The sequence below is a fragment of the Geminocystis sp. GBBB08 genome (assembly GCF_016743215.1).
Classification (GTDB): domain Bacteria; phylum Cyanobacteriota; class Cyanobacteriia; order Cyanobacteriales; family Cyanobacteriaceae; genus Geminocystis.
Window position 1 is genome coordinate 1 of record NZ_VRZC01000070.1, and the last position, 18,229, is coordinate 18,229.

The following is an 18,229-nucleotide window of genomic DNA, read 5'->3' on the forward strand; positions in this document are numbered from 1 at the left end:
AATCTTTTATTTCAGGCCTTTCATAGTCTAAAAATTGATTAATTAACTTGTCTAAATCTTCATCAATTTCCATATCAATCCGTAAAGATTCATCCCCATTTTGGATTAATACGGCTGTCTTGGTATCCTCAAATAAAATATTATCAGTGGGGTATCCTTTTTTAAATTTAGCCTCAATTTCAGCATCTATAGTATCCTTTTCGTCTTTAGATTCCCAGTATCCCCAGTCAAGGCGTAAAGCATCTTTAATAATACCGTCAGGGCGAATAGAAGTATTAATGCGACTTTTAATCGTTAACTCATCAACTAAGATAAAATTACGAGGTTTACAGTAACCATTTAGTAGGGTAGCAAAGGCAAATCTAACTGAGCTTTCATTGCGACTACCACCATAACGGATTCTGGTTTCTAAATCTCGGCGATATTGGTTAATGAGGATACGAGACATAACTTATTTTTAGGTTCTAAATTTTTAAGTTAGTTGATATTATACTCATTACTTAATTAAATAATAATACTATAACTTTTATTTTCAGGGCAGTCATTACTAGATTCATTGCTAGAATGGGTTAAGCTAAATTTTATGATTATTTTTAGATAAACTATGACTGATAAAAAACGCCTTTATAATATTACTACTTTCGGCTGTCAGATGAATAAAGCAGATTCTGAGCGCATGGGAGGTATTTTAGAAAATATGGGTTTTGAATTTACCGAAGATCCAAATCATGCTAATTTGATTGTTTATAACACCTGCACTATCAGAGATAACGCTGAACAAAAAGTATATTCTTATCTAGGCAGACAGGCAAAGCGGAAACAAGTTGAGCCTGATTTAACTTTAGTTGTAGCAGGATGTGTTGCTCAACAGGAAGGAGAAATGTTATTAAGACGTGTTCCTGAGTTAGACTTAGTTATGGGACCACAACACGCTAATCGTTTAGATAGTTTGTTAGAACAGGTATTTACAGGTAATCAAATTGTAGCAACTGATCCTATACATATTTATGAAGATATTACTAAACCTCGCCGTGAAAGTGAAATTTCTGCATGGGTAAATATTATTTATGGTTGTAATGAAAGATGTAGTTATTGTGTTGTTCCTAATGTTAGAGGTGTAGAACAATCCCGCACTCCTGAATCTATCAAAGCTGAAATTGAAGATATTGCTAGTCAAGGTTATAAAGAAGTAACTTTATTAGGGCAAAATATTGATGCTTATGGGCGAGATTTACCCGGCACAACAGAAACGGGAAGACATTTACACACTTTCACGGATTTACTTTATTATATTCATGATGTAAAAGGTATTGAGCGTATTCGTTTTGCGACTTCTCATCCTCGTTATTTTACTGAGCGTTTAATTCAGGCTTGTCACGAATTACCGAAGGTATGCGAACATTTTCATATTCCCTTTCAATCTGGTGATAATGACATTCTGAAGGCAATGAAAAGAGGTTATACCCATGAGCGTTATCGGGATATTATCTCTAAAATTCGTCATTATATGCCCCATGCGTCTATTAGTGCCGATGCCATTGTCGGTTTTCCGGGAGAAACTGAAGCACAATTTCAGAATACTTTAACTTTAGTGGATGATATTGGTTTTGATCAACTAAATACGGCTGCTTATTCTCCTCGTCCAAATACTCCCGCCGCTTTGTGGGATAATCAAATTAGTGAACAAGAAAAAAGCGATCGACTTCAACAATTAAATCATTTAGTATCAATTAAGGCAGCCGAAAGATCTCAACGATACTTAAATAGGGTAGAAAAAGTATTGGTAGAAGATGTTAACCCTAAAGATAGCACTCAAGTGGTAGGTAGAACAGACGGTAATCGTTTAACTTTTTTTGCGGGGGAGATAAAACAGTTAAAAGGTAAAATTATTCCTGTCAAAATAACACAAATTCGTCCTTTTAGTTTAACTGGTGAAGCCTTATCCCTAGTTACTTCATAAGAGTTTCAATCTTTTTACCTCAGATTTGATTTTTCAGTTAAAATCAGAAACGAAGTAATTGATTGTGGCTCAAAATTGTAATTAATATGAAAATTTATCGTATTTTAAAAGGCAACGATGTTCAGCCTCAGCTTAATTTTAACCTGAAAATTTCTCTGTCTTGGATAAAATTATCGACTACTGGTTTATTGTCAATAATTTCTTTTATTCTATTCTCTGGTGCTAGTTTCGCAGGTGATCCTTTTCGTAATACTAACTCTCGCAATATTACAGCAGAAACAGAATTGGCTTTCAAAGCTTTATTTGAAGATGGTAACTATCCTCAAGCGAAAGAATATTTAAACAAGGCAAAAAATTCTGCGGATAATGATCCTATGTTACCTGCTTTACGAGCTTCTTTAGCTTATACTGAGCAAGATTGGAAAACTATGGAAACCTATACTGCCGAAACTTTAAAAGTTGCTAAGGCTATCGCTAAACAAGATCCCCTTCGGAGTAATTTATACTTAGGTGTTGGTAATTTTTTAGATGGTGCTAATGAATATCGTCAAAAAGGGGCGATCGCTGCTTTAGGCAAATTACAATTAGTTTTCGATTATTTTGAGAAAGCGGAAAAAATTGATAAAAATGATCCAGAATTAAATTTAATTAAGGGTTATTTAAACTTAATGTTAGCGGTAAATTTACCTTTTTCTAGTCCTCAACAAGCCATAGATAATTTACAAACTTATGCCTCTCCTCAATATTTAGTTAATCGTGGAATTGCTCTAGCATATCGAGATTTAAAGGATTATGATTTAGCCTTAACTTTTGTGAATAAAGCCATTGAAAGTACGCCTTTGAATCCAGAGTTATATTATCTTAAAGGACAAATCTTAAGACAAAAAGGACAACAAGAAAAAAATATACCATTGTTACAAGAAGCCGTAAAAAATTTTGATATAGCTTTAGCAAAAATCGATCAATTACCTCAAGAAGCTGTACAAAAACCTTTACAAAGAGAAAAACGTAAAACCCTCGAAAAAATATCAGAGTTAGGCACTTCTTCTAGTAATTAGGGATTACTCAAAAAGTATTTTCATGAGGGTAGGTATTAGGTATCGGGTTTCAGGTATTAGGTTAAATAATAAACCTGCCGCTGCACAAGTCGCTGTAATAGGCAACGGGGCAATGGGCAATGGGCAATGGGCAATGGTTATTAAAATTAATAATTTTTACCTTAAATAGATTTTAATTTTTATTTTGCACTCGTGTCTAAGGAAAAATCAAGGTTTTTCTAAGTAAAACATAAACTGTGGTTAAAAAATAATGACTCAAAAGTTTATCTGTTGCCTCTTCCCAAATCCCCTCTTCCCTACCCTCATTCCTCAAGTTAGATGCAAACTGGCTTAGTTTGTTAACTATATTTAACTAGTGAAATAATCGGTACATCTGGTAATTTATCTTTACCTTTTAAACCTTCTAATTCAACGATAAAACCACAAGCTACAATCTCACAACCAATTTGAGTTAATAAATCTGCCGTAGCTTTAGCCGTGCCTCCTGTGGCGATTACGTCATCAACAATCATTACTTTTGCACCTTGAGTAAAAGCATCTTGGTGAATTTCGAGAATATCAGTGCCATACTCTAAATCATATTCAATGGAAAAAACTTCTGCAGGTAATTTACCTTTTTTACGCACTGGCACAAAACCAGCATCAAGATGATAGGCTAAAGCCGGTGCAAAAATAAATCCCCTTGATTCAATCCCCACAACATAATCAGGTAAAATATTTAATTTTTCTGTCTCTACCGCTAAACTATCAATGACATACTTTAAACCTTGAGCATTGCGTAATAAAGTAGTTATATCTCGAAAAATAATGCCGGGTTGGGGAAAATCAGGTATATCACGAATCAGGGTTTTTAAATCCATAATTGATATTTTATAATAAATTTTTACTATAGAAGAATCTAGTTTTTTTTCTTTAGACAATGAATTGTATAATATAATGACTTTATTGAGTAAGGCAATAAATAGGTAAGCAAAATTAATCGATGCCCTTTATTTTTAGGCAAATTATTAGCAAAACAAGGGGTTATTGAACAGTTTAAATTCTTTACCTATAGCAATCCTAAATGATTCGTGGCAAAATAAGGACTACAAATTTAAAGGCAAGGGGTTTAAACCCTTTGTTGAATAATAGGTAAAACATTATTTCCTATCTTTAAATATTTCACAACTGATTTAGTCTTGCTATATAAGTAATTGACGATATTATAATCAATAATCTTGTTGTTATTTAAGTCATTGGTGATAATAAAGTGTATAAATGATTTATGATTTAGTCTATTTTAAAAAACTGTTAATTATGTTTTTCATCAATTTTTGCTTTTTTCGTCGTCAATTTTTCCTTAAATCTATTGGCTTTATTTGTATTTTTACTTTATTTTTTATTACTGGATGTCAAAATAATAGTTTAAATACTGAATCATCAAATGACAATAATCAAGTCACAAAAATTACTTTTTGGCATGGCATTAATCCTCCTGAAAATAGAGAAATTTTTAATGAATTGTTAGCTAAATTTAATGAAGAAAATCCTAAGATAAAAGTAGAGGCTTTATATATCGGACAACCAGATGAACAATTACCGAAAATTATCGCTGCTGTTGCCGGAAATCAAGTTCCTGATGCTCTTTTATATGTACCCCAATTAACAGGAAAATTAGTAGAATTACAAGCTATTAAACCGTTACAAGACTGGTGGAATAATTCAGAGATAAAAGCTGAAATTGATCCAGCAATGTTATCGACAATGGAGTTAGATAATAATATTTTTTCCGTACCTTTTGCAACTAATAATGCAGCAATGTTTTATCGTCCTAGTTTATTTGAAAAATCAGGAATTAAAGATACACCAAAAACTTGGGATGAGTTTAAAGAAGTGGCAAAAAAACTAACTATTGATAAGAATAACGATGGTAAAATTGATCAAAATGGTATCTTATTATCATCAGGAAAAGGAGAATTTACTGTTTTTATTTGGTTACATTTAATTTTCAGTGCCAATGGTGAAATTATGCAAAATAATCAACCTAATTTAGTCAATGAAGGTACAGAAAAAGCCTTACAATTAGGTTTAGAATTACTTAAGGATAATAGTGCTATTTTATCAGCTCCTGATCGGGGTTATGAATTAGATAATTTTATTAATGGTAAAGTGGCTATGCAAATTACTGGTCCTTGGACTTTAGCACAATTAAAACAATCGGGCATCGATTATAATGTTTTTCCGATACCTATTATCAATAAAAGTGCGGCAGTTTTAGGGGGAGAAAATTTATTTATTTTTAAAACTAATCCTCAAAGAGAAAAAGCAACTCTGAAATTTTTAGAGTTTATTTTAAGTAAAGAATTTCAAACAGAATGGGCCTTAAAAACAGGTTATTTACCTATTAATATTAAAGCTCAACAAAGTACTGAATATCAAGCATTTATCAAAGAAAATCCGATGATTCAAGTATTTTTAGATCAAATGAAAGTGGCTAAATCTCGCCCTATAGTAGCCGATTATCCCGCTATTTCCGAAAATTTAGGACGGGCAATCGAATCTTCTTTATTAAGGCAAAAAACACCGAAACAAGCCTTAGAAGAATCACAAAAAAGACTTAATTTAGTTATTAATAATAAATAAGTAATAAGAAAAATATCCTAATTTTTGAGAACATTTAGTTATTTTTAAAATTCTTAAAAAAAAAATTTTTTAGAGAGTTGTAGTAAGGGCTTCAGCCCGTGTTTTACCAATTATGATCGATGTCTTTAATTATTAATTTATGAATTTAAGGTTAAAGCTATTTTTTCTGCAATACCCTGAATCCAAAATTCATCTTGTTTGGTATAACTACGGGGAATATTAGAAGCGATAATCATTGCACCTTGATTATTTAATGGTAAACAAATTAATCCTTGAATATTCTCTGGTAAATAGTCAAATTCCACTTTACCCGGATAGTGTTTTAAATCTACTAAATAAACGGGTTTTTTTGTTACCATTACTCTTTTTAAAATTGTACCAGGATTGATAACTTTAGATTTGCCTAAAATTCCTCGACGTAATAAAATTTGATTTTGATAATAAATAACGATAGATTTACTAACAGTATTATTAAGAATAAGATGACTTGCCCACGCTAATTCTGTTTTAATGTTTTCAGGTAAATTATCAGCAAATTCTATCCCTTCTTCTCCGATTAAATTAACACTTTGGGGGGGTATAGATTCGATTTGTCGCAGTAAAATACTGACTAATAATAACACAGCACAGAGAATCACTCCTAAAGCATCAGAACGAGCTTGAGAATCTAAAACCGTCGGAGTTACTAAGCGATTTATCATTAATAAAAAACCGCCTATTATACCTGCAATTAAGGGTAAATTTTTAACAAATTGATTATCTTCTTTTTGAGGCATTTTTGATCAGCTTGTTAATCGTTAATTAATATTATTAGGTTTTTTTTCTCCTGGTTCTAAAATTCTTTGAAATAAATAACCAGTACCTCTAGCTGTTAAAATTAATTCAGGATTACTAGGATCTTCTTCTAATTTTGCTCTTAAACGGGATACATGAACATCTACAACTCTAGTATCAACATGACGCTCAGGCGTATATCCCCATACTTCTTGGAGGATTTCTGAACGAGAAAATGGTTCGCCAGATTTACTGACTAATAACTCTAAAAGACTAAATTCCATGCCCGTCAAGCGAATACGTTGATCTCCTTTATATACCTGACGTTTATTAGTGTCGATTCTAATGGCATTAACTGATATTACCCCCGAACTGGGAATTCCTGCTACTCCTGTTTTATCAATTCTTCTTAATACTGAACGAATACGCGCTTCTAATTCTTTGGGAGAAAAGGGTTTAACTACATAATCATCAGCACCTAATTCTAAGCCGGTAATGCGATCGGCAACATCTCCTAAAGCGGTTAACATGATGATAGGTATATCAGATTCTTTTCGTAATTCTTGACAAACGCCATAACCATCTAATTTAGGCATCATCACATCTAATACCACTAAATCAGGTTGAGTTGCGTGAAAAGTTTTGATGGCATCTTCTCCATCGGCGGCGGTGACAACATCATAACCAATCATGGATAAACGAGTTTCTAATATACGGCGAATACTTGCCTCATCATCTACCACTAAGATTTTTTCTTTATGAGTTTCCAATTTTGTTCTCCTATAGGTATTTAATTATACATTGATCAAATCTAGTTTATCCCAATTTGAAACTATCCTAAACATTCTGAATTCATCAGTTATTAGTCATTACTATGAAGATAACCTTTACAAAACTTTACCTTAAGAGCAAAATATTGTAAACTACCACAAGAAAATAATTTATTTAGAGGAAGGAGTGAACAAAAGCAATGCAGTCGGTTTCACCTGTGTTGACATCTGTACCAAGGGAGTATTTAAAAGCACCGTCAGGATTTAATCCTAATGTGTTGATGTTTATTACTGCTATTTTATTAATTACTATTTCTACCTGTGGTTACTTTTTATGGGGTTGGAGTGATTGGATTTGTTTTTGTGCTAACGTTTTAGCCTTACATATGTCTGGGACTGTAATTCATGATGCTTCCCATAATAGCGCCCATAGTCATCGAATTATTAATGCTATTCTTGGTCATGGTAGTGCTTTAATGTTGGGTTTTGCATTTCCTGTTTTTACAAGAGTACATTTGCAACATCACGCCCATGTAAATGATCCCGAAAACGATCCTGATCATTTTGTCTCCACAGGAGGCCCTTTATGGCTCATTGCGGCGAGATTTTTCTATCATGAGATTTTTTTCTTCAAAAGAAAATTATGGCGTAAATATGAGCTTTTAGAGTGGTTTTTGAGCCGTTTATTTCTCTTTACTGTGGTTTTTCTAGGTATTCATTACGGTTTTATCGGTTATGTCATGAATTTTTGGTTTGTACCAGCTTTAGTGGTAGGAATTGCTTTAGGTTTATTTTTTGATTATTTACCCCATCGCCCTTTTCAAGATCGCGATCGCTGGAAAAATGCGAGAGTTTATCCTAGTAAAATTTTAAATATTCTGATTTTAGGACAAAACTATCATTTAGTACATCATTTATGGCCGTCAATTCCTTGGTATAAATATCAACCAGCTTATTATGCTACCAAATCATTATTAGATCAAAAAGGTTGTGATCAATCTTTGGATTTATTGAAAGGCAAAAATTTTTGGAGTTTTATGTATGATCTGTTTTTAGGTATCAGATTTCATCATAAACATTAATTAATTAACAATTAACAAGTCATAAATTTAAACTATCATTTAAAATACAACTTTTTTTGCCATCGAGATAAAAACCTAATTTTTCAAAAATTTTAACAAATTAATTCAAGTTGTTTTGCTATGCTAACATCCTGAAAATTTCCTTAGATTGTCCTGCGATCGCCATAAAGCGTTTTGAATAAGTTTTTACTAATTCCTTACCTAACACCTAATACCTAACACCTAATACCTGATACCTAACACCTATTTTCATCAAAAAACTATAAGGCAACCCCTATTTACTTATTGGTTCACCCGTTTCAGGGCATAATTCATAAGTACCCTTTTCTAAACCATGTTTAACAGCAACTCTCTCATCAAAAACAAAACATTCTCCTTCCCATAAACTCTCCTCTGGGGGAATTTCTTGTAAATATTTAAGAATGCCTCCTTCAAGATGATAAACCTCTTTAAAACCCTTACTTAACATCAGAGCGGTAACTTTTTCACAACGGATGCCACCAGTACAAAATAGAGCTACTTTTTCTTGTTTTTCTGGGTTTAAATTTTGCTCAATATATTCATTAAATTCTCGAAAAGAATGGATATGAGGATTTTCGGCATTCTTAAATGTGCCAATTTTTACTTCATATTCATTGCGAGTATCGATAACTTTTACATCAGATAGAGAAATTAAATTATTCCAATCTTTAGACTTAACATAAGTACCTACTTGGATATTAGGATTGGCTTCAGGAATACCAAAAGTGATAATTTCTGGTTTAATTTTGACTTTCATTTTTTCAAAAGGGATCTTTTCTACCAGACAATATTTTATTTCTAATGCTTGATAATTAAGAGTTTTTTTGATATTATTAATTACTATTTCAATGTTATTTTTTTTGCCAACAATATTAGCATTAATTCCTTCTTTGGCAATTAAAATTGTTCCTTTTATTTGATTTTCATGACACCATTGTAAAAATTGAGTTTGTAAATCTACAAGATTATCTAATACTAAAAACTGATAAAACGAAGCAAAAGTAAAATTCATGAAACTTATTTTTATCTCTACTTAAAAAAAGGGAAACACTATTCTATTATAATTAATTTTATTAAGCAATTTATTTTCAATAATTATGACAAGTTTAAAAATTGGCGATCGCGCTCCAGATTTTACCTTACCTTCAGCGACAGGAGAAAATATAAGTTTAAGTCAGTTTCTGGGCAAAAAAGCCATAGTGATTTACTTTTATCCTAAAGATGATACTCCCGGATGTACTGCCGAATCCTGTGCCTTTAGAGATAATTATGATGTTTTTACCAAGGCTGGGGCAGAAGTTATCGGCATTAGTGGCGATTCTGTGGCATCTCATCAACAATTTGCGAGTAAATATCAACTACCCTTTATCTTATTAAGCGACTCTGAAAACCAAGTCAGAAAATTATTTGACGTTCCAGCTACTCTTTTTGTGTTACCGGGTAGAGTTACTTATGTCATTGATAAAGAAGGCATTGTGCGTCATATCTTTAACTCGATGCTAGATTTTAAAGCCCATGTAGATGAAGCGATAAAAACTATTCAATCACTGTAAATAACACCACTGAATATTTTTTTTGACGTTTATTACTTTCAAATTTTACAATTAGAAATTAAAAATTACGAAATAAAAGGCCTATTCTATAGTTGTTAATTATTTATTTCTAATTACTCATTCCTAATTAATTTCTAATGGTTAACTGATTTATTATTAATTACTTCGGTAAGAGTTTCAATAGCTTTAGTTAAATTTTCTTGTGCTAGAATTTCTGGTTTAACTTCTTGAGTTTCTATTGCTTCTGCCTCCGCTATTGCTAATTCTTCCTTGCGAATCAGTTTTCTTTTCACCGTTTCAAAACTGCGAATAATCGAGAATAAACAAAAAGCAATAATCACAAAATTGATAACAGAAGATAAAAATAAACCGTATTTAATCCCAGAAATGCTTAAATCTGATAATTTATCAACTCCAGCGGCTTTAATGGCAGGAGATAAAATCGCCGGAGTGATAATATCTTGTACTAAAGAATTAACAATACCATTAAATGCACCTCCGAGAATAACTGCGACAGCTAAATCAATGACATTACCCTTCATGATAAAATCACGAAAATCTGCAAAAAAACTTCTACTTCCGTTAGCTACCATATTTTTCTTTCCTCCTTGATTTAAGATAATATGTGAAAAATTGATTAGACTTTTTATTCATCTTAAAAGTAAATGGGATCAAGAGTAACTATAGCATTCCTAAATCAGTGGTGGGATATTTAAAAATAGTAGAAAATGTTAAAATCTCAGTTTAACAAGAGGTTTCAACCCCTTGCCTTTAAATTTTTGATGTTTGCTTTGCCACGAATCATTTAGGATTGCTATATAAAAAAATAAATCTTTAACCAATTAGCAAATTCCACCAGTCTAAAATACGATTCCAACTATACCATTGATCTTGATCTTGCCAATATTGTTGACAGTATTTATTACTAATATAACCGACATGACCACCATAGATAGTTAAAAATAAATTAATCTGAGAATTTGCTTTAGCTATATTGATTAAATTAGGTACAATACTAGGACAAAATAAAGGATCATCTTCAGCATATAAAATAAATGTAGGCTTGTTTAAATCAGGTAAAAAATTTAAAGGGCTAGTGGCATGATAATATTCTTCTACTGTTTTAAAATTTAACTTTTTAATCACTAATTCTTGATCAAAATTCCAAATACTATTGATGTTATTTATTACTTCTAAATCAAATTGTTGAGGATGATATTCATAAAGAGATAAAGCTAATTTTTTAAGATTTTTAGTAATAGCTTTTTCTACATATTTATAAATAGGATGATTCATTAAATAAAGTAAAGATTTTTTTGCATCTAAACTGGGGCATACCACAGCACATCCTTTAATATCAGATTCTTTTAAGTCAGAATAATTTTTATTTTCGTTAATAAATCTACTCTCATTTAATCCCCATAAAGCTAATTTTCCTCCTAAAGAATAACCCATAAAACAAAATGGTGTTGGGCAACCCATTTTTTTAGCTTGGGTAGCAATTAATACAAAATCTTTTCCTTCATATAATCCATCGGATGTTAACGCTGGAGATAATTCTGCTGTTTTTCCATGCGATCGCCAATCAAATAAAATGATAGCATGATTTTGATGAAAGGCTTTATGGGCTAATACTTGTAAAAACCATTGATTAGTTAAATCTCCTGTGATACCATAGGTAGCAATAATTGTACTTTTAGCATTTTTCGGAATAGCAACTTGAGCATAAATAGGAGTATTTTGATAACCGTTAAAGATAACAGACTGATAATTTAATGGGTATAAATCAACTTTTTTTTGCCAATTTTTAGAATAATTAAAAGCAGAATTTAAAGTCATTAATAAACCATTCTTTAAGAAAAAAGGAGGCTCGAAAAATCCTTGAGTTAACATAGTATTTGATAAGAGATTACACCAAAAAAATTTTGAGGTAGGCAATAGGTTATGTAGTAAGTGCAACAGGTAAAGTCAGAAATCTTTTAGAAAAATTAGGAATTAGGAATTTAGGAATTAGGAATTACGGGCAAAATGCCTATTTTACTATTCACCCCATCACCCCATTACTATAAATTGTGATAATATTTTTGTCGATTCTATTTTTTGTGTTATATGCCGGAGGAAAATAATCAACCTCAATCTTTTGTACTTAAAATTGTTAAACGTTTTCAAAAAACCTTATCTTCTTTCATTAATGCCATCGCTGAAACTATAACTAATTCTGTACATATTCCCCAAATTGCCATCGGTCCTATCGTTGGTTCTTTAATTACAGCTACTACTACCCTTATTATTGGATTCCTGACGATTTCTAACATTTTTAGTGAGCAATTTCTGTATCGTCCGTTACAAATTCAGGACAATAATGCTAACTATACCTTAGAACTAGAGCGTTATCACCAAACAATTTTAACAGATTATTTAAACCAAACAACACAATTAACTTTAGATTATCCTTTGTGGAAATTACAGCAAAATCCTTATTTATTAAGAGCGAATACTCAAACAGCTTTATCAGAAATTGATGGTGAAAGAAAGCGTTATATTATTATGTTTTTAGAAGATACTCATTTATTAACTTTTAAGGGGAATAAAATTGCTACTCCATTATTAAAAAATGCCAACTTAACCGAAGCAAAGTTAGATAATTTAGATTTATCTTATGCCAATTTTATGGGTGCAGATTTAACGAAAGCAAATCTTAGTCAAGCTAATTTACATGGCAGTAATTTTTATCAAGCAAAACTTAATAATGCTAATATGACTAATGCTGATTTAAGAAGTGTTAATTTAGAAAAAACTGATCTGACAAATACTAATTTAACTAATGCTTGTTATGATAATTTTACCAAACTTGATCCTCAATTTGATCCTAATAAAGCAAAAATGCGTTTAATATCTGCTTTTAATAATTGTGACATTGTGCCTATAGAAAAAGATGTCAAAAAAATAGATTTTAAACCCAATTTAACCCACAGTAACTCAAATTAATGTTTAAAATTAACACTTGATAACTGAAATCTTATCATTTATCTATAAAAGCAATGGCCGCAGTAATTAATTCAGCTAAAATGCTATTAATGCGGAATAATGCTATGACTATTAAAACTATTTCAGAGGGGAAAAAAGATTGATTAAAAGTAGCGATAATTGTGGCTTCAAAAATGCCAATTCCTCCAGGGGCACCGGGTATAATTAAACCTAGTAACCAAGCAAAACTAAAACCGCTTAATACTTGGGGAATTAAAGTTATTTTTAGAGGAATAAAAGCCAATAAAATTAATAAAAAAGCCAATCCTCTTAATAATAAAAACATAACTTCTCCTAATAAAGGTAATAAAGGATATTTAGTTAAATTAGCACTTTGTTTACTTCCTTTACTTTTGGCTAACTTACTTAAAATTGGGTTAATAATTTTTGGATGAATACCGATTATAATAATGATTATAAAGATTAATTCAACAAGAAAAATTAAGGGAGAAAAGTTAATTTCTATAATGCCAATACTAGCACTAATAATCGTAATTAATAAAGCTGCGATCGCCATTAATAAAGGTTCAATAATAACGCTAACCGTTGCTAAAGCTAAACTATCACCTTCGGCTTGAATAGCTTTAACTCTACCGAAAAAATGCCAAATATTACCCGGAAGATATTTACTAATATTGGTAATTAAATAAATTTTTATCGCTTTTAACCCTTGTAATTTAGTGTGAAAAATAGTTAAAATCCAAGTCCAAACCCAAGCTGAAAAAGTATGAGCAATAATATTTAAAAATAAACTTAATCCTAACATTAACCAAGTAAAGTTAGTAAATTTTACCCCCATTACTTCTCGCCAATTATGCTTAAAAGTAGCAATTATAAAGAATAAAGTTACCCCTAAAATTAGCCATCGAAAAAACTTTTTAACTAACTTCATTAACTAAATCTATTCCTTAAGTTTTGATTTTGTCAGTAATTGAGAAGCAAAAGAACCACCTATAAACGCTAAAATGAAGATAATCGGATTAAAACTTAGTTGTATTAAAGATGTAATTGCTGGTCCGGGACAAAATCCGGAAATTCCCCAACCAATGCCAAAAATAACTGCCCCTAAGATTAATTTACCATCTATATCCTGACGAGTAGGCAAGTAAAATTTACTGTCAAAAATAGGATGTTTTAAGGGCAAAATAAATCTAAAAGTAATTATTGTTACTCCCACTGCACCACCCAAAACAAACATTAAAGTTGCATCCCATTTGCCTGTAACATTAAGAAAACCAATAACTCTTTCTCTGTCTATCATCTGAGATATAGATAACCCTAAACCAAATAGTAAACCACTGATTAAGGCGGTGATATTCTGTTTATTGTTCATTTTTATGGTGAAATGTATACTAACGGTTTAGATTTTATAGTTAATTCAATTAAGATTGAGACAAATTTAAAAATTTTGTAGGGTGGGCAATGCCCACAATTAGATACTTTGCGATAATTAATAATCATACAAAACTGTCTCATTATTATTTAAAATAACTATCTATAACATTTATAGTAGTTTTACTCTAAAATCAACCACAAAATTTTAGCTCAAATGTAGGCGATGCACTGCCCACAAATTTTACTGTGGTTTACCCAATTTTTTTTATTTCATGATAAAATATCTGTGATAATAAATACTGTAATCATTCCCGATGCTAAAAAACTGATTACTGCTATAAGCGATCGCACAGACAATCTTCCTAAACCACAAACACCATGACCGCTAGTACAACCGTTTCCTATTCTTGTGCCAAAACCCACTAAAAATCCGCCGATAATCATAGAAATTAAATTGAAATCATAACGAGGTGTGTTAGGTAAAGGCAGTAAATATTCATAAATCAAGCCACCGAGTAACATTCCTCCCAGAAAATACCAACGCCAAACTTGAGAAAAGGTAAATTCTAATGCACCATTAATCATGCCACTAATACCGGCAATACGTCCATTAAAAGCAAGTAAAACGGTAGCACTGATGCCAATAAAAATACCGCCAATTAAGCCATTTATCCAACTTGATTCTATTAGCATATTATTAATACAGATAGTTTACTCTATAATTTATGATTAACTAAAAATATTTAGACAGACAGCTTTAGGTAAGAATATTAGTTATTTATGATTCTCCACCGATAACGACATCTTTAATCCGCAAACTTGGACCACCACAGCCTACAGATAAACCACTTTGCCCACCTTTTCCACAACCACCAGATTCATCCCAGTAAAAATCATCGCCGATGGCTTCTATATTGGCTAAGGTTTTAAAAACATTGCCAGATAAAGTAACATTTTTGACAGGTTCGGCAATCTTGCCATCTCGAATCATCCATGCTTCTCCGGCGGTAAAGGTAAACATTTCGCCATTAGTCATGCCTCCTAACCAATTAGCCGCATAAACTCCTTGTTTAATGTTGGTGAATAAATCGGCTACGGGAGTTTTACCTCTACCAATCCAAGTGTTAGTCATTCTGACGATGGGAGGATAATGATCTGTCCCTTTTAAACATCTGGCATTACCAGTGGGTTTTTCTCCTAATTTTCCTGCGGTTTCACGGGAATGTAAGCGCCCCACTAAAACACCGTCTTTGATTAATTGAGTTGTCGTAGCTGGTGTGCCTTCATCATCATAATAGTAACTACCTCGATGCCCTTCTAGCATTGCCCCGTCAAAAATCTGTAAAAATTCTTTACCAAATTTACGCCCCATTGTCATCACTTCTAATAAATCGGGGTTTTCGTAAGCCATATCCGCTTCTGATAAATGCCCGAAGGCTTCATGGACAAACAAACCTGTTAAAATAGGATCAATTACTACGTCATAAGTACCACCCTTTACCGATGGTAATGTTAAGGCATTTACTGCCCGTTTAGCAGCGCTTTCTACCTGTGTTTCTAATTTAGTTAAATCTTCATAGGCTTTTCTTGTGCCGATGGTTTCTCTCCCCGTTTGCACTAATTCTCCATTTTTGGCAGTAGCACTAAACCTCATTTCACAGTCAATCCAAGATTGATCTATCATACTCCCTTCCGATGTTGCTAGTAATACTGTTTGTTGAGAGTCTTGATAACTAACCTTTGTGGTAGTGATTTGTGGATTATTTTCTCCTAGAATACGATTATAGTGATCGCAGAGTTGTTTTTTGTCAAAAAGTGGAATTAAACGGGGATTTAAGCCGGTGAGGGGCAATTTACAGCTTATTTGTATAGGGGATACTGGGGCTAAAATAGTCTCATCATCACCCACTAAACAGGCGGAAGTAATGGCATCCTCAATTCTTTCTGTCAGTTGGGTTAAATCATTGAAAGTGGCAAAACCCCATCCCCCCTTATAACAAGCCCTAACTTGCCCACCAAGGGAGATTCCTTCGCTTAAGGTTTCAATTTGATTACTACGCAAAACAATATTACTACCCTCCGCTTTTTCGAGGCGAATTGTCAAAAAATCAACTCGATGACGGTAACGATGTATTAAATCTGATAGGTAATTGCGGTAATCTTCCATAGTGTGTTCAATAATATAAATAGTAATTTATATACTGTATTTTCAAGTAAAAGTATTTATAATTAGTTAAATAGGTAAGCTAAATTAATAGTCCATTGTTAACTATAATCTATTAGCAGTGAGGAATTAATAGTTATAATCCCCAATTTTATGGTTAATAATCGCAACGGTCGAAAAAAAGTCAATCATCTCTATAAATGGTTATCGCCGGGTATTTTCGTCAAACGCTGGTTACTGACTAGCATTATTGGCATTATTTTTACGGTTTTAGGTATCGCTATTTGGACTAAATTAACTCCTATTTATCGTTTCCTTGATTTTATCATTGCTATCCTCAATAAAATTACTAATAATATCCCTAGTTATATTTCAGGCCCCATTGTGATTATTTTAGGATTATTTTTATTATATTGGGGACAAACTCGCACTTTAGGCTCAATTACTGAAGTTTTAAAGCCTAATAATGAAGAAGAATTAATTGATGTTTTATGGAATTATCGTCGTCTAAATCGAGGTACAAAAGTTGTTGCTATTGGTGGTGGCACAGGTTTATCAACTTTATTGAGAGGTATTAAAGATTATAGTGCCAATATTACCGCTATCGTTACTGTAGCTGATGATGGTGGATCTTCTGGAAGAATACGCAGAGAAATGGGAATGTTACCACCTGGAGATATTCGCAATTGTATCGCTTCTTTAGCTGATGAAGAAAAATTATTGACAGAATTATTCCAATATCGTTTTACTTCAGGAGAAGGTTTAAATGGTCACAGTTTTGGTAATCTATTTTTAACGGCATTAAATGACATTACAGGAAGTTTAGAAGGTGCGATCGCCGCTAGTGCAAAAGTCTTAGCCATTCGGGGTAAAGTTTTACCTGCTACTTTATCCGATGTCAGTTTATGGGCTAGATTTGCTGATGGTACAATTGTAGAAGGAGAGTCGAATATTCCAGAAGTTGGCGGAAAAATTGTCGAGTTGGGTTGTAAACCTCCAAATCCCCCCGCTACTCCTGCCGTGATTAAAGCTATTCAACAAGCAGAATACATTATTTTAGGCCCCGGTAGTTTATACACTAGCATTATCCCTAATTTACTCATACCAGACATTCGAGAGGCGATCGCCAAAAGTTCTGCTCCTAAAATTTATGTTTGTAATATTATGACCCAAAAAGGGGAAACTGATGGTTATACCGTAAGTGATCATATTCGTGCTATAGATCAAGTGTGCGGTGGTAAAATTTTTGATGCGGTATTAGTACAAGGGCGATCTCCCTCAGATGATATATTAAGAAAATACGCTGCGAAAAACTGTCATCCTGTTTACCTTGATAGAGAAGAAGTGATTAAACAAGACAGAAGAATTGTCCAAGCTAATATTATGAGTCAGAATACAGAAAATAGTTATGTACGTCATGATTCCCAATTATTAGGAAAAGTTTTATTTAGATGGTATAGTAACACGCCTAAATCAAAATTATTGAGACTTATTTCAGACATCAGACAGCAATAACATAAATAATAAAAATGATTATTATGCCATAAAAATTTTCTATACTAGATGACGATAAATATTAATAGGGATTCCCGTGCGTTTTTTTACGTCTAATAAAGATTGATAATATCCATGACGTTTTCTTTCAATAACAATTTTTAAAGCACTTTTTTCATCGATATTATTACTCATCAATTCTTCCACCGATAAAGTATTTAATCGTCGCCAAGAAAGATTAGATTCTTTTCGTAAATCATAGCCAAAAACAATTAAAGGTTCGAGACGTTTTAAGATATTTTCGGGGATACCAACTAAATCCGATAACTCATCAATATCTGTAAAAATATAGCCTTCATGCCTTAAAGA

General features: G+C 32.2%; 18 protein-coding genes and 2 pseudogenes. 8 read left to right on the plus strand and 12 right to left on the minus strand.

Going from position 1 to position 18,229, the window contains the following annotated elements:
- Positions 1–448, minus strand: a pseudogene (locus tag FWJ34_RS10620) (DNA methyltransferase); the annotation flags it as partial.
- Between the two features lie 156 nt (positions 449–604).
- Between FWJ34_RS10620 and miaB the strand changes: the two are divergent.
- The 3 genes from miaB to FWJ34_RS10635 all read left to right on the plus strand — a co-directional run bounded on the left by miaB (position 605) and on the right by FWJ34_RS10635 (position 3,187).
- Positions 605–1,960, plus strand: coding sequence for a tRNA (N6-isopentenyl adenosine(37)-C2)-methylthiotransferase MiaB (gene miaB, locus FWJ34_RS10625; RefSeq protein WP_308255294.1), 1,356 nt, complete (start codon positions 605–607; stop codon positions 1,958–1,960).
- Between the two features lie 86 nt (positions 1,961–2,046).
- Positions 2,047–3,018, plus strand: coding sequence for a Sll0314/Alr1548 family TPR repeat-containing protein (locus tag FWJ34_RS10630; protein ID WP_308255295.1), 972 nt, complete (start codon positions 2,047–2,049; stop codon positions 3,016–3,018).
- A 22-nt stretch (positions 3,019–3,040) separates the two neighbouring features.
- Positions 3,041–3,187 carry a hypothetical protein gene (locus tag FWJ34_RS10635; RefSeq protein ID WP_308255296.1) on the plus strand — a complete coding sequence of 49 codons (147 nt, stop codon included), beginning with the start codon at positions 3,041–3,043 and terminating at the stop codon, positions 3,185–3,187.
- 169 nt (positions 3,188–3,356) lie between these two features.
- Here FWJ34_RS10635 and FWJ34_RS10640 read toward each other — a convergent pair whose 3' ends face one another.
- A complete protein-coding gene (locus tag FWJ34_RS10640; RefSeq protein ID WP_308255297.1) occupies positions 3,357–3,878 on the minus strand; it encodes an adenine phosphoribosyltransferase in 522 nt (173 codons plus the stop codon).
- Between the two features lie 436 nt (positions 3,879–4,314).
- On the opposite strand from FWJ34_RS10640, the gene FWJ34_RS10645 reads away from it, so the two are divergent.
- Positions 4,315–5,640 carry an ABC transporter substrate-binding protein gene (locus FWJ34_RS10645; RefSeq protein ID WP_308255298.1) on the plus strand — a complete coding sequence of 442 codons (1,326 nt, stop codon included), beginning with the start codon at positions 4,315–4,317 and terminating at the stop codon, positions 5,638–5,640.
- A 137-nt stretch (positions 5,641–5,777) separates the two neighbouring features.
- Here FWJ34_RS10645 and FWJ34_RS10650 read toward each other — a convergent pair whose 3' ends face one another.
- Together FWJ34_RS10650 and rpaB are read right to left on the minus strand one after the other, a co-directional pair.
- Positions 5,778–6,416, minus strand: coding sequence for a cofactor assembly of complex C subunit B (locus FWJ34_RS10650; RefSeq protein ID WP_308255299.1), 639 nt, complete (start codon positions 6,414–6,416; stop codon positions 5,778–5,780).
- Positions 6,417–6,437: 21 nt separating this feature from the next.
- Positions 6,438–7,184 (minus strand): response regulator transcription factor RpaB, encoded by a 747-nt coding sequence (gene rpaB / locus FWJ34_RS10655; RefSeq protein WP_308255300.1) that lies wholly within the window; start codon positions 7,182–7,184, stop codon positions 6,438–6,440.
- Between the two features lie 200 nt (positions 7,185–7,384).
- Between rpaB and crtR the strand changes: the two genes are divergently transcribed.
- Positions 7,385–8,266, plus strand: coding sequence for a beta-carotene hydroxylase (gene crtR / locus FWJ34_RS10660; protein ID WP_308255301.1), 882 nt, complete (start codon positions 7,385–7,387; stop codon positions 8,264–8,266).
- Positions 8,267–8,540: 274 nt separating this feature from the next.
- On the opposite strand, the gene FWJ34_RS10665 is transcribed toward crtR, so the two are convergent.
- Entirely contained in the window at positions 8,541–9,299 is a 759-nt protein-coding gene (locus FWJ34_RS10665; protein WP_308255302.1) for a rhodanese-related sulfurtransferase, read from the minus strand.
- An 85-nt stretch (positions 9,300–9,384) separates the two neighbouring features.
- Here FWJ34_RS10665 and FWJ34_RS10670 point away from each other — a divergent pair, with 85 nt between their 5' ends.
- Positions 9,385–9,840: a peroxiredoxin gene (locus tag FWJ34_RS10670; RefSeq protein ID WP_308255303.1), complete on the plus strand. Its 456-nt coding sequence runs from the start codon at positions 9,385–9,387 to the stop codon at positions 9,838–9,840.
- A 134-nt stretch (positions 9,841–9,974) separates the two neighbouring features.
- On the opposite strand, the gene mscL is transcribed toward FWJ34_RS10670, so the two are convergent.
- Both mscL and FWJ34_RS10680 read right to left on the minus strand, forming a co-directional pair.
- The gene (gene mscL / locus FWJ34_RS10675) at positions 9,975–10,433 is read right to left on the minus strand and encodes a large conductance mechanosensitive channel protein MscL (protein ID WP_308255304.1); all 459 of its coding nucleotides are present in this window, start codon (positions 10,431–10,433) and stop codon (positions 9,975–9,977) included.
- 241 nt (positions 10,434–10,674) lie between these two features.
- Positions 10,675–11,733, minus strand: coding sequence for an alpha/beta fold hydrolase (locus FWJ34_RS10680; protein ID WP_308255305.1), 1,059 nt, complete (start codon positions 11,731–11,733; stop codon positions 10,675–10,677).
- A gap of 216 nt (positions 11,734–11,949) precedes the next feature.
- Here FWJ34_RS10680 and FWJ34_RS10685 point away from each other — a divergent pair, with 216 nt between their 5' ends.
- A complete protein-coding gene (locus FWJ34_RS10685) occupies positions 11,950–12,828 on the plus strand; it encodes a pentapeptide repeat-containing protein (RefSeq protein WP_308255306.1) in 879 nt (292 codons plus the stop codon).
- A gap of 34 nt (positions 12,829–12,862) precedes the next feature.
- Here the strand turns inward: FWJ34_RS10685 and FWJ34_RS10690 are convergent, their stop codons facing one another.
- From FWJ34_RS10690 to FWJ34_RS10705, 4 genes are all read right to left on the minus strand, one after another.
- Entirely contained in the window at positions 12,863–13,759 is an 897-nt protein-coding gene (locus FWJ34_RS10690) for a lysylphosphatidylglycerol synthase domain-containing protein (protein WP_308255307.1), read from the minus strand.
- 9 nt (positions 13,760–13,768) lie between these two features.
- A complete protein-coding gene (locus FWJ34_RS10695; protein ID WP_308255308.1) occupies positions 13,769–14,200 on the minus strand; it encodes a YeeE/YedE family protein in 432 nt (143 codons plus the stop codon).
- 272 nt (positions 14,201–14,472) lie between these two features.
- Positions 14,473–14,895, minus strand: a complete 423-nt coding sequence (locus tag FWJ34_RS10700) for a YeeE/YedE thiosulfate transporter family protein (protein WP_308255309.1) — start codon at positions 14,893–14,895, stop codon at positions 14,473–14,475.
- An 85-nt stretch (positions 14,896–14,980) separates the two neighbouring features.
- Entirely contained in the window at positions 14,981–16,369 is a 1,389-nt protein-coding gene (locus FWJ34_RS10705; RefSeq protein WP_396231847.1) for a TldD/PmbA family protein, read from the minus strand.
- Positions 16,370–16,519: 150 nt separating this feature from the next.
- Between FWJ34_RS10705 and FWJ34_RS10710 the strand changes: the two genes are divergently transcribed.
- Entirely contained in the window at positions 16,520–17,881 is a 1,362-nt protein-coding gene (locus tag FWJ34_RS10710; protein ID WP_308255310.1) for a YvcK family protein, read from the plus strand.
- Positions 17,882–17,920: 39 nt separating this feature from the next.
- On the opposite strand, the pseudogene FWJ34_RS10715 reads toward FWJ34_RS10710, so the two are convergent.
- Positions 17,921–18,229 (minus strand): annotated as a pseudogene (locus tag FWJ34_RS10715) (hypothetical protein); the annotation flags it as partial.

Bases quoted from the DNA above. Each gene is read 5' to 3' on its own strand.
- miaB (WP_308255294.1), top strand. From the start codon at position 605: ATGACTGATAAAAAACGCCTTTATAATATTACTACTTTCGGCTGTCAG.
- FWJ34_RS10630 (WP_308255295.1), top strand. From the start codon at position 2,047: ATGAAAATTTATCGTATTTTAAAAGGCAACGATGTTCAGCCTCAGCTT.
- FWJ34_RS10635 (WP_308255296.1), top strand. From the start codon at position 3,041: ATGAGGGTAGGTATTAGGTATCGGGTTTCAGGTATTAGGTTAAATAAT.
- FWJ34_RS10640 (WP_308255297.1), bottom strand. From the start codon at position 3,878: ATGGATTTAAAAACCCTGATTCGTGATATACCTGATTTTCCCCAACCC.
- FWJ34_RS10645 (WP_308255298.1), top strand. From the start codon at position 4,315: ATGTTTTTCATCAATTTTTGCTTTTTTCGTCGTCAATTTTTCCTTAAA.
- FWJ34_RS10650 (WP_308255299.1), bottom strand. From the start codon at position 6,416: ATGCCTCAAAAAGAAGATAATCAATTTGTTAAAAATTTACCCTTAATT.
- crtR (WP_308255301.1), top strand. From the start codon at position 7,385: ATGCAGTCGGTTTCACCTGTGTTGACATCTGTACCAAGGGAGTATTTA.
- FWJ34_RS10665 (WP_308255302.1), bottom strand. From the start codon at position 9,299: ATGAATTTTACTTTTGCTTCGTTTTATCAGTTTTTAGTATTAGATAAT.
- FWJ34_RS10670 (WP_308255303.1), top strand. From the start codon at position 9,385: ATGACAAGTTTAAAAATTGGCGATCGCGCTCCAGATTTTACCTTACCT.
- mscL (WP_308255304.1), bottom strand. From the start codon at position 10,433: ATGGTAGCTAACGGAAGTAGAAGTTTTTTTGCAGATTTTCGTGATTTT.
- FWJ34_RS10680 (WP_308255305.1), bottom strand. From the start codon at position 11,733: ATGTTAACTCAAGGATTTTTCGAGCCTCCTTTTTTCTTAAAGAATGGT.
- FWJ34_RS10685 (WP_308255306.1), top strand. From the start codon at position 11,950: ATGCCGGAGGAAAATAATCAACCTCAATCTTTTGTACTTAAAATTGTT.
- FWJ34_RS10690 (WP_308255307.1), bottom strand. From the start codon at position 13,759: ATGAAGTTAGTTAAAAAGTTTTTTCGATGGCTAATTTTAGGGGTAACT.
- FWJ34_RS10695 (WP_308255308.1), bottom strand. From the start codon at position 14,200: ATGAACAATAAACAGAATATCACCGCCTTAATCAGTGGTTTACTATTT.
- FWJ34_RS10700 (WP_308255309.1), bottom strand. From the start codon at position 14,895: ATGCTAATAGAATCAAGTTGGATAAATGGCTTAATTGGCGGTATTTTT.
- FWJ34_RS10705 (WP_396231847.1), bottom strand. From the start codon at position 16,369: ATGGAAGATTACCGCAATTACCTATCAGATTTAATACATCGTTACCGT.
- FWJ34_RS10710 (WP_308255310.1), top strand. From the start codon at position 16,520: ATGGTTAATAATCGCAACGGTCGAAAAAAAGTCAATCATCTCTATAAA.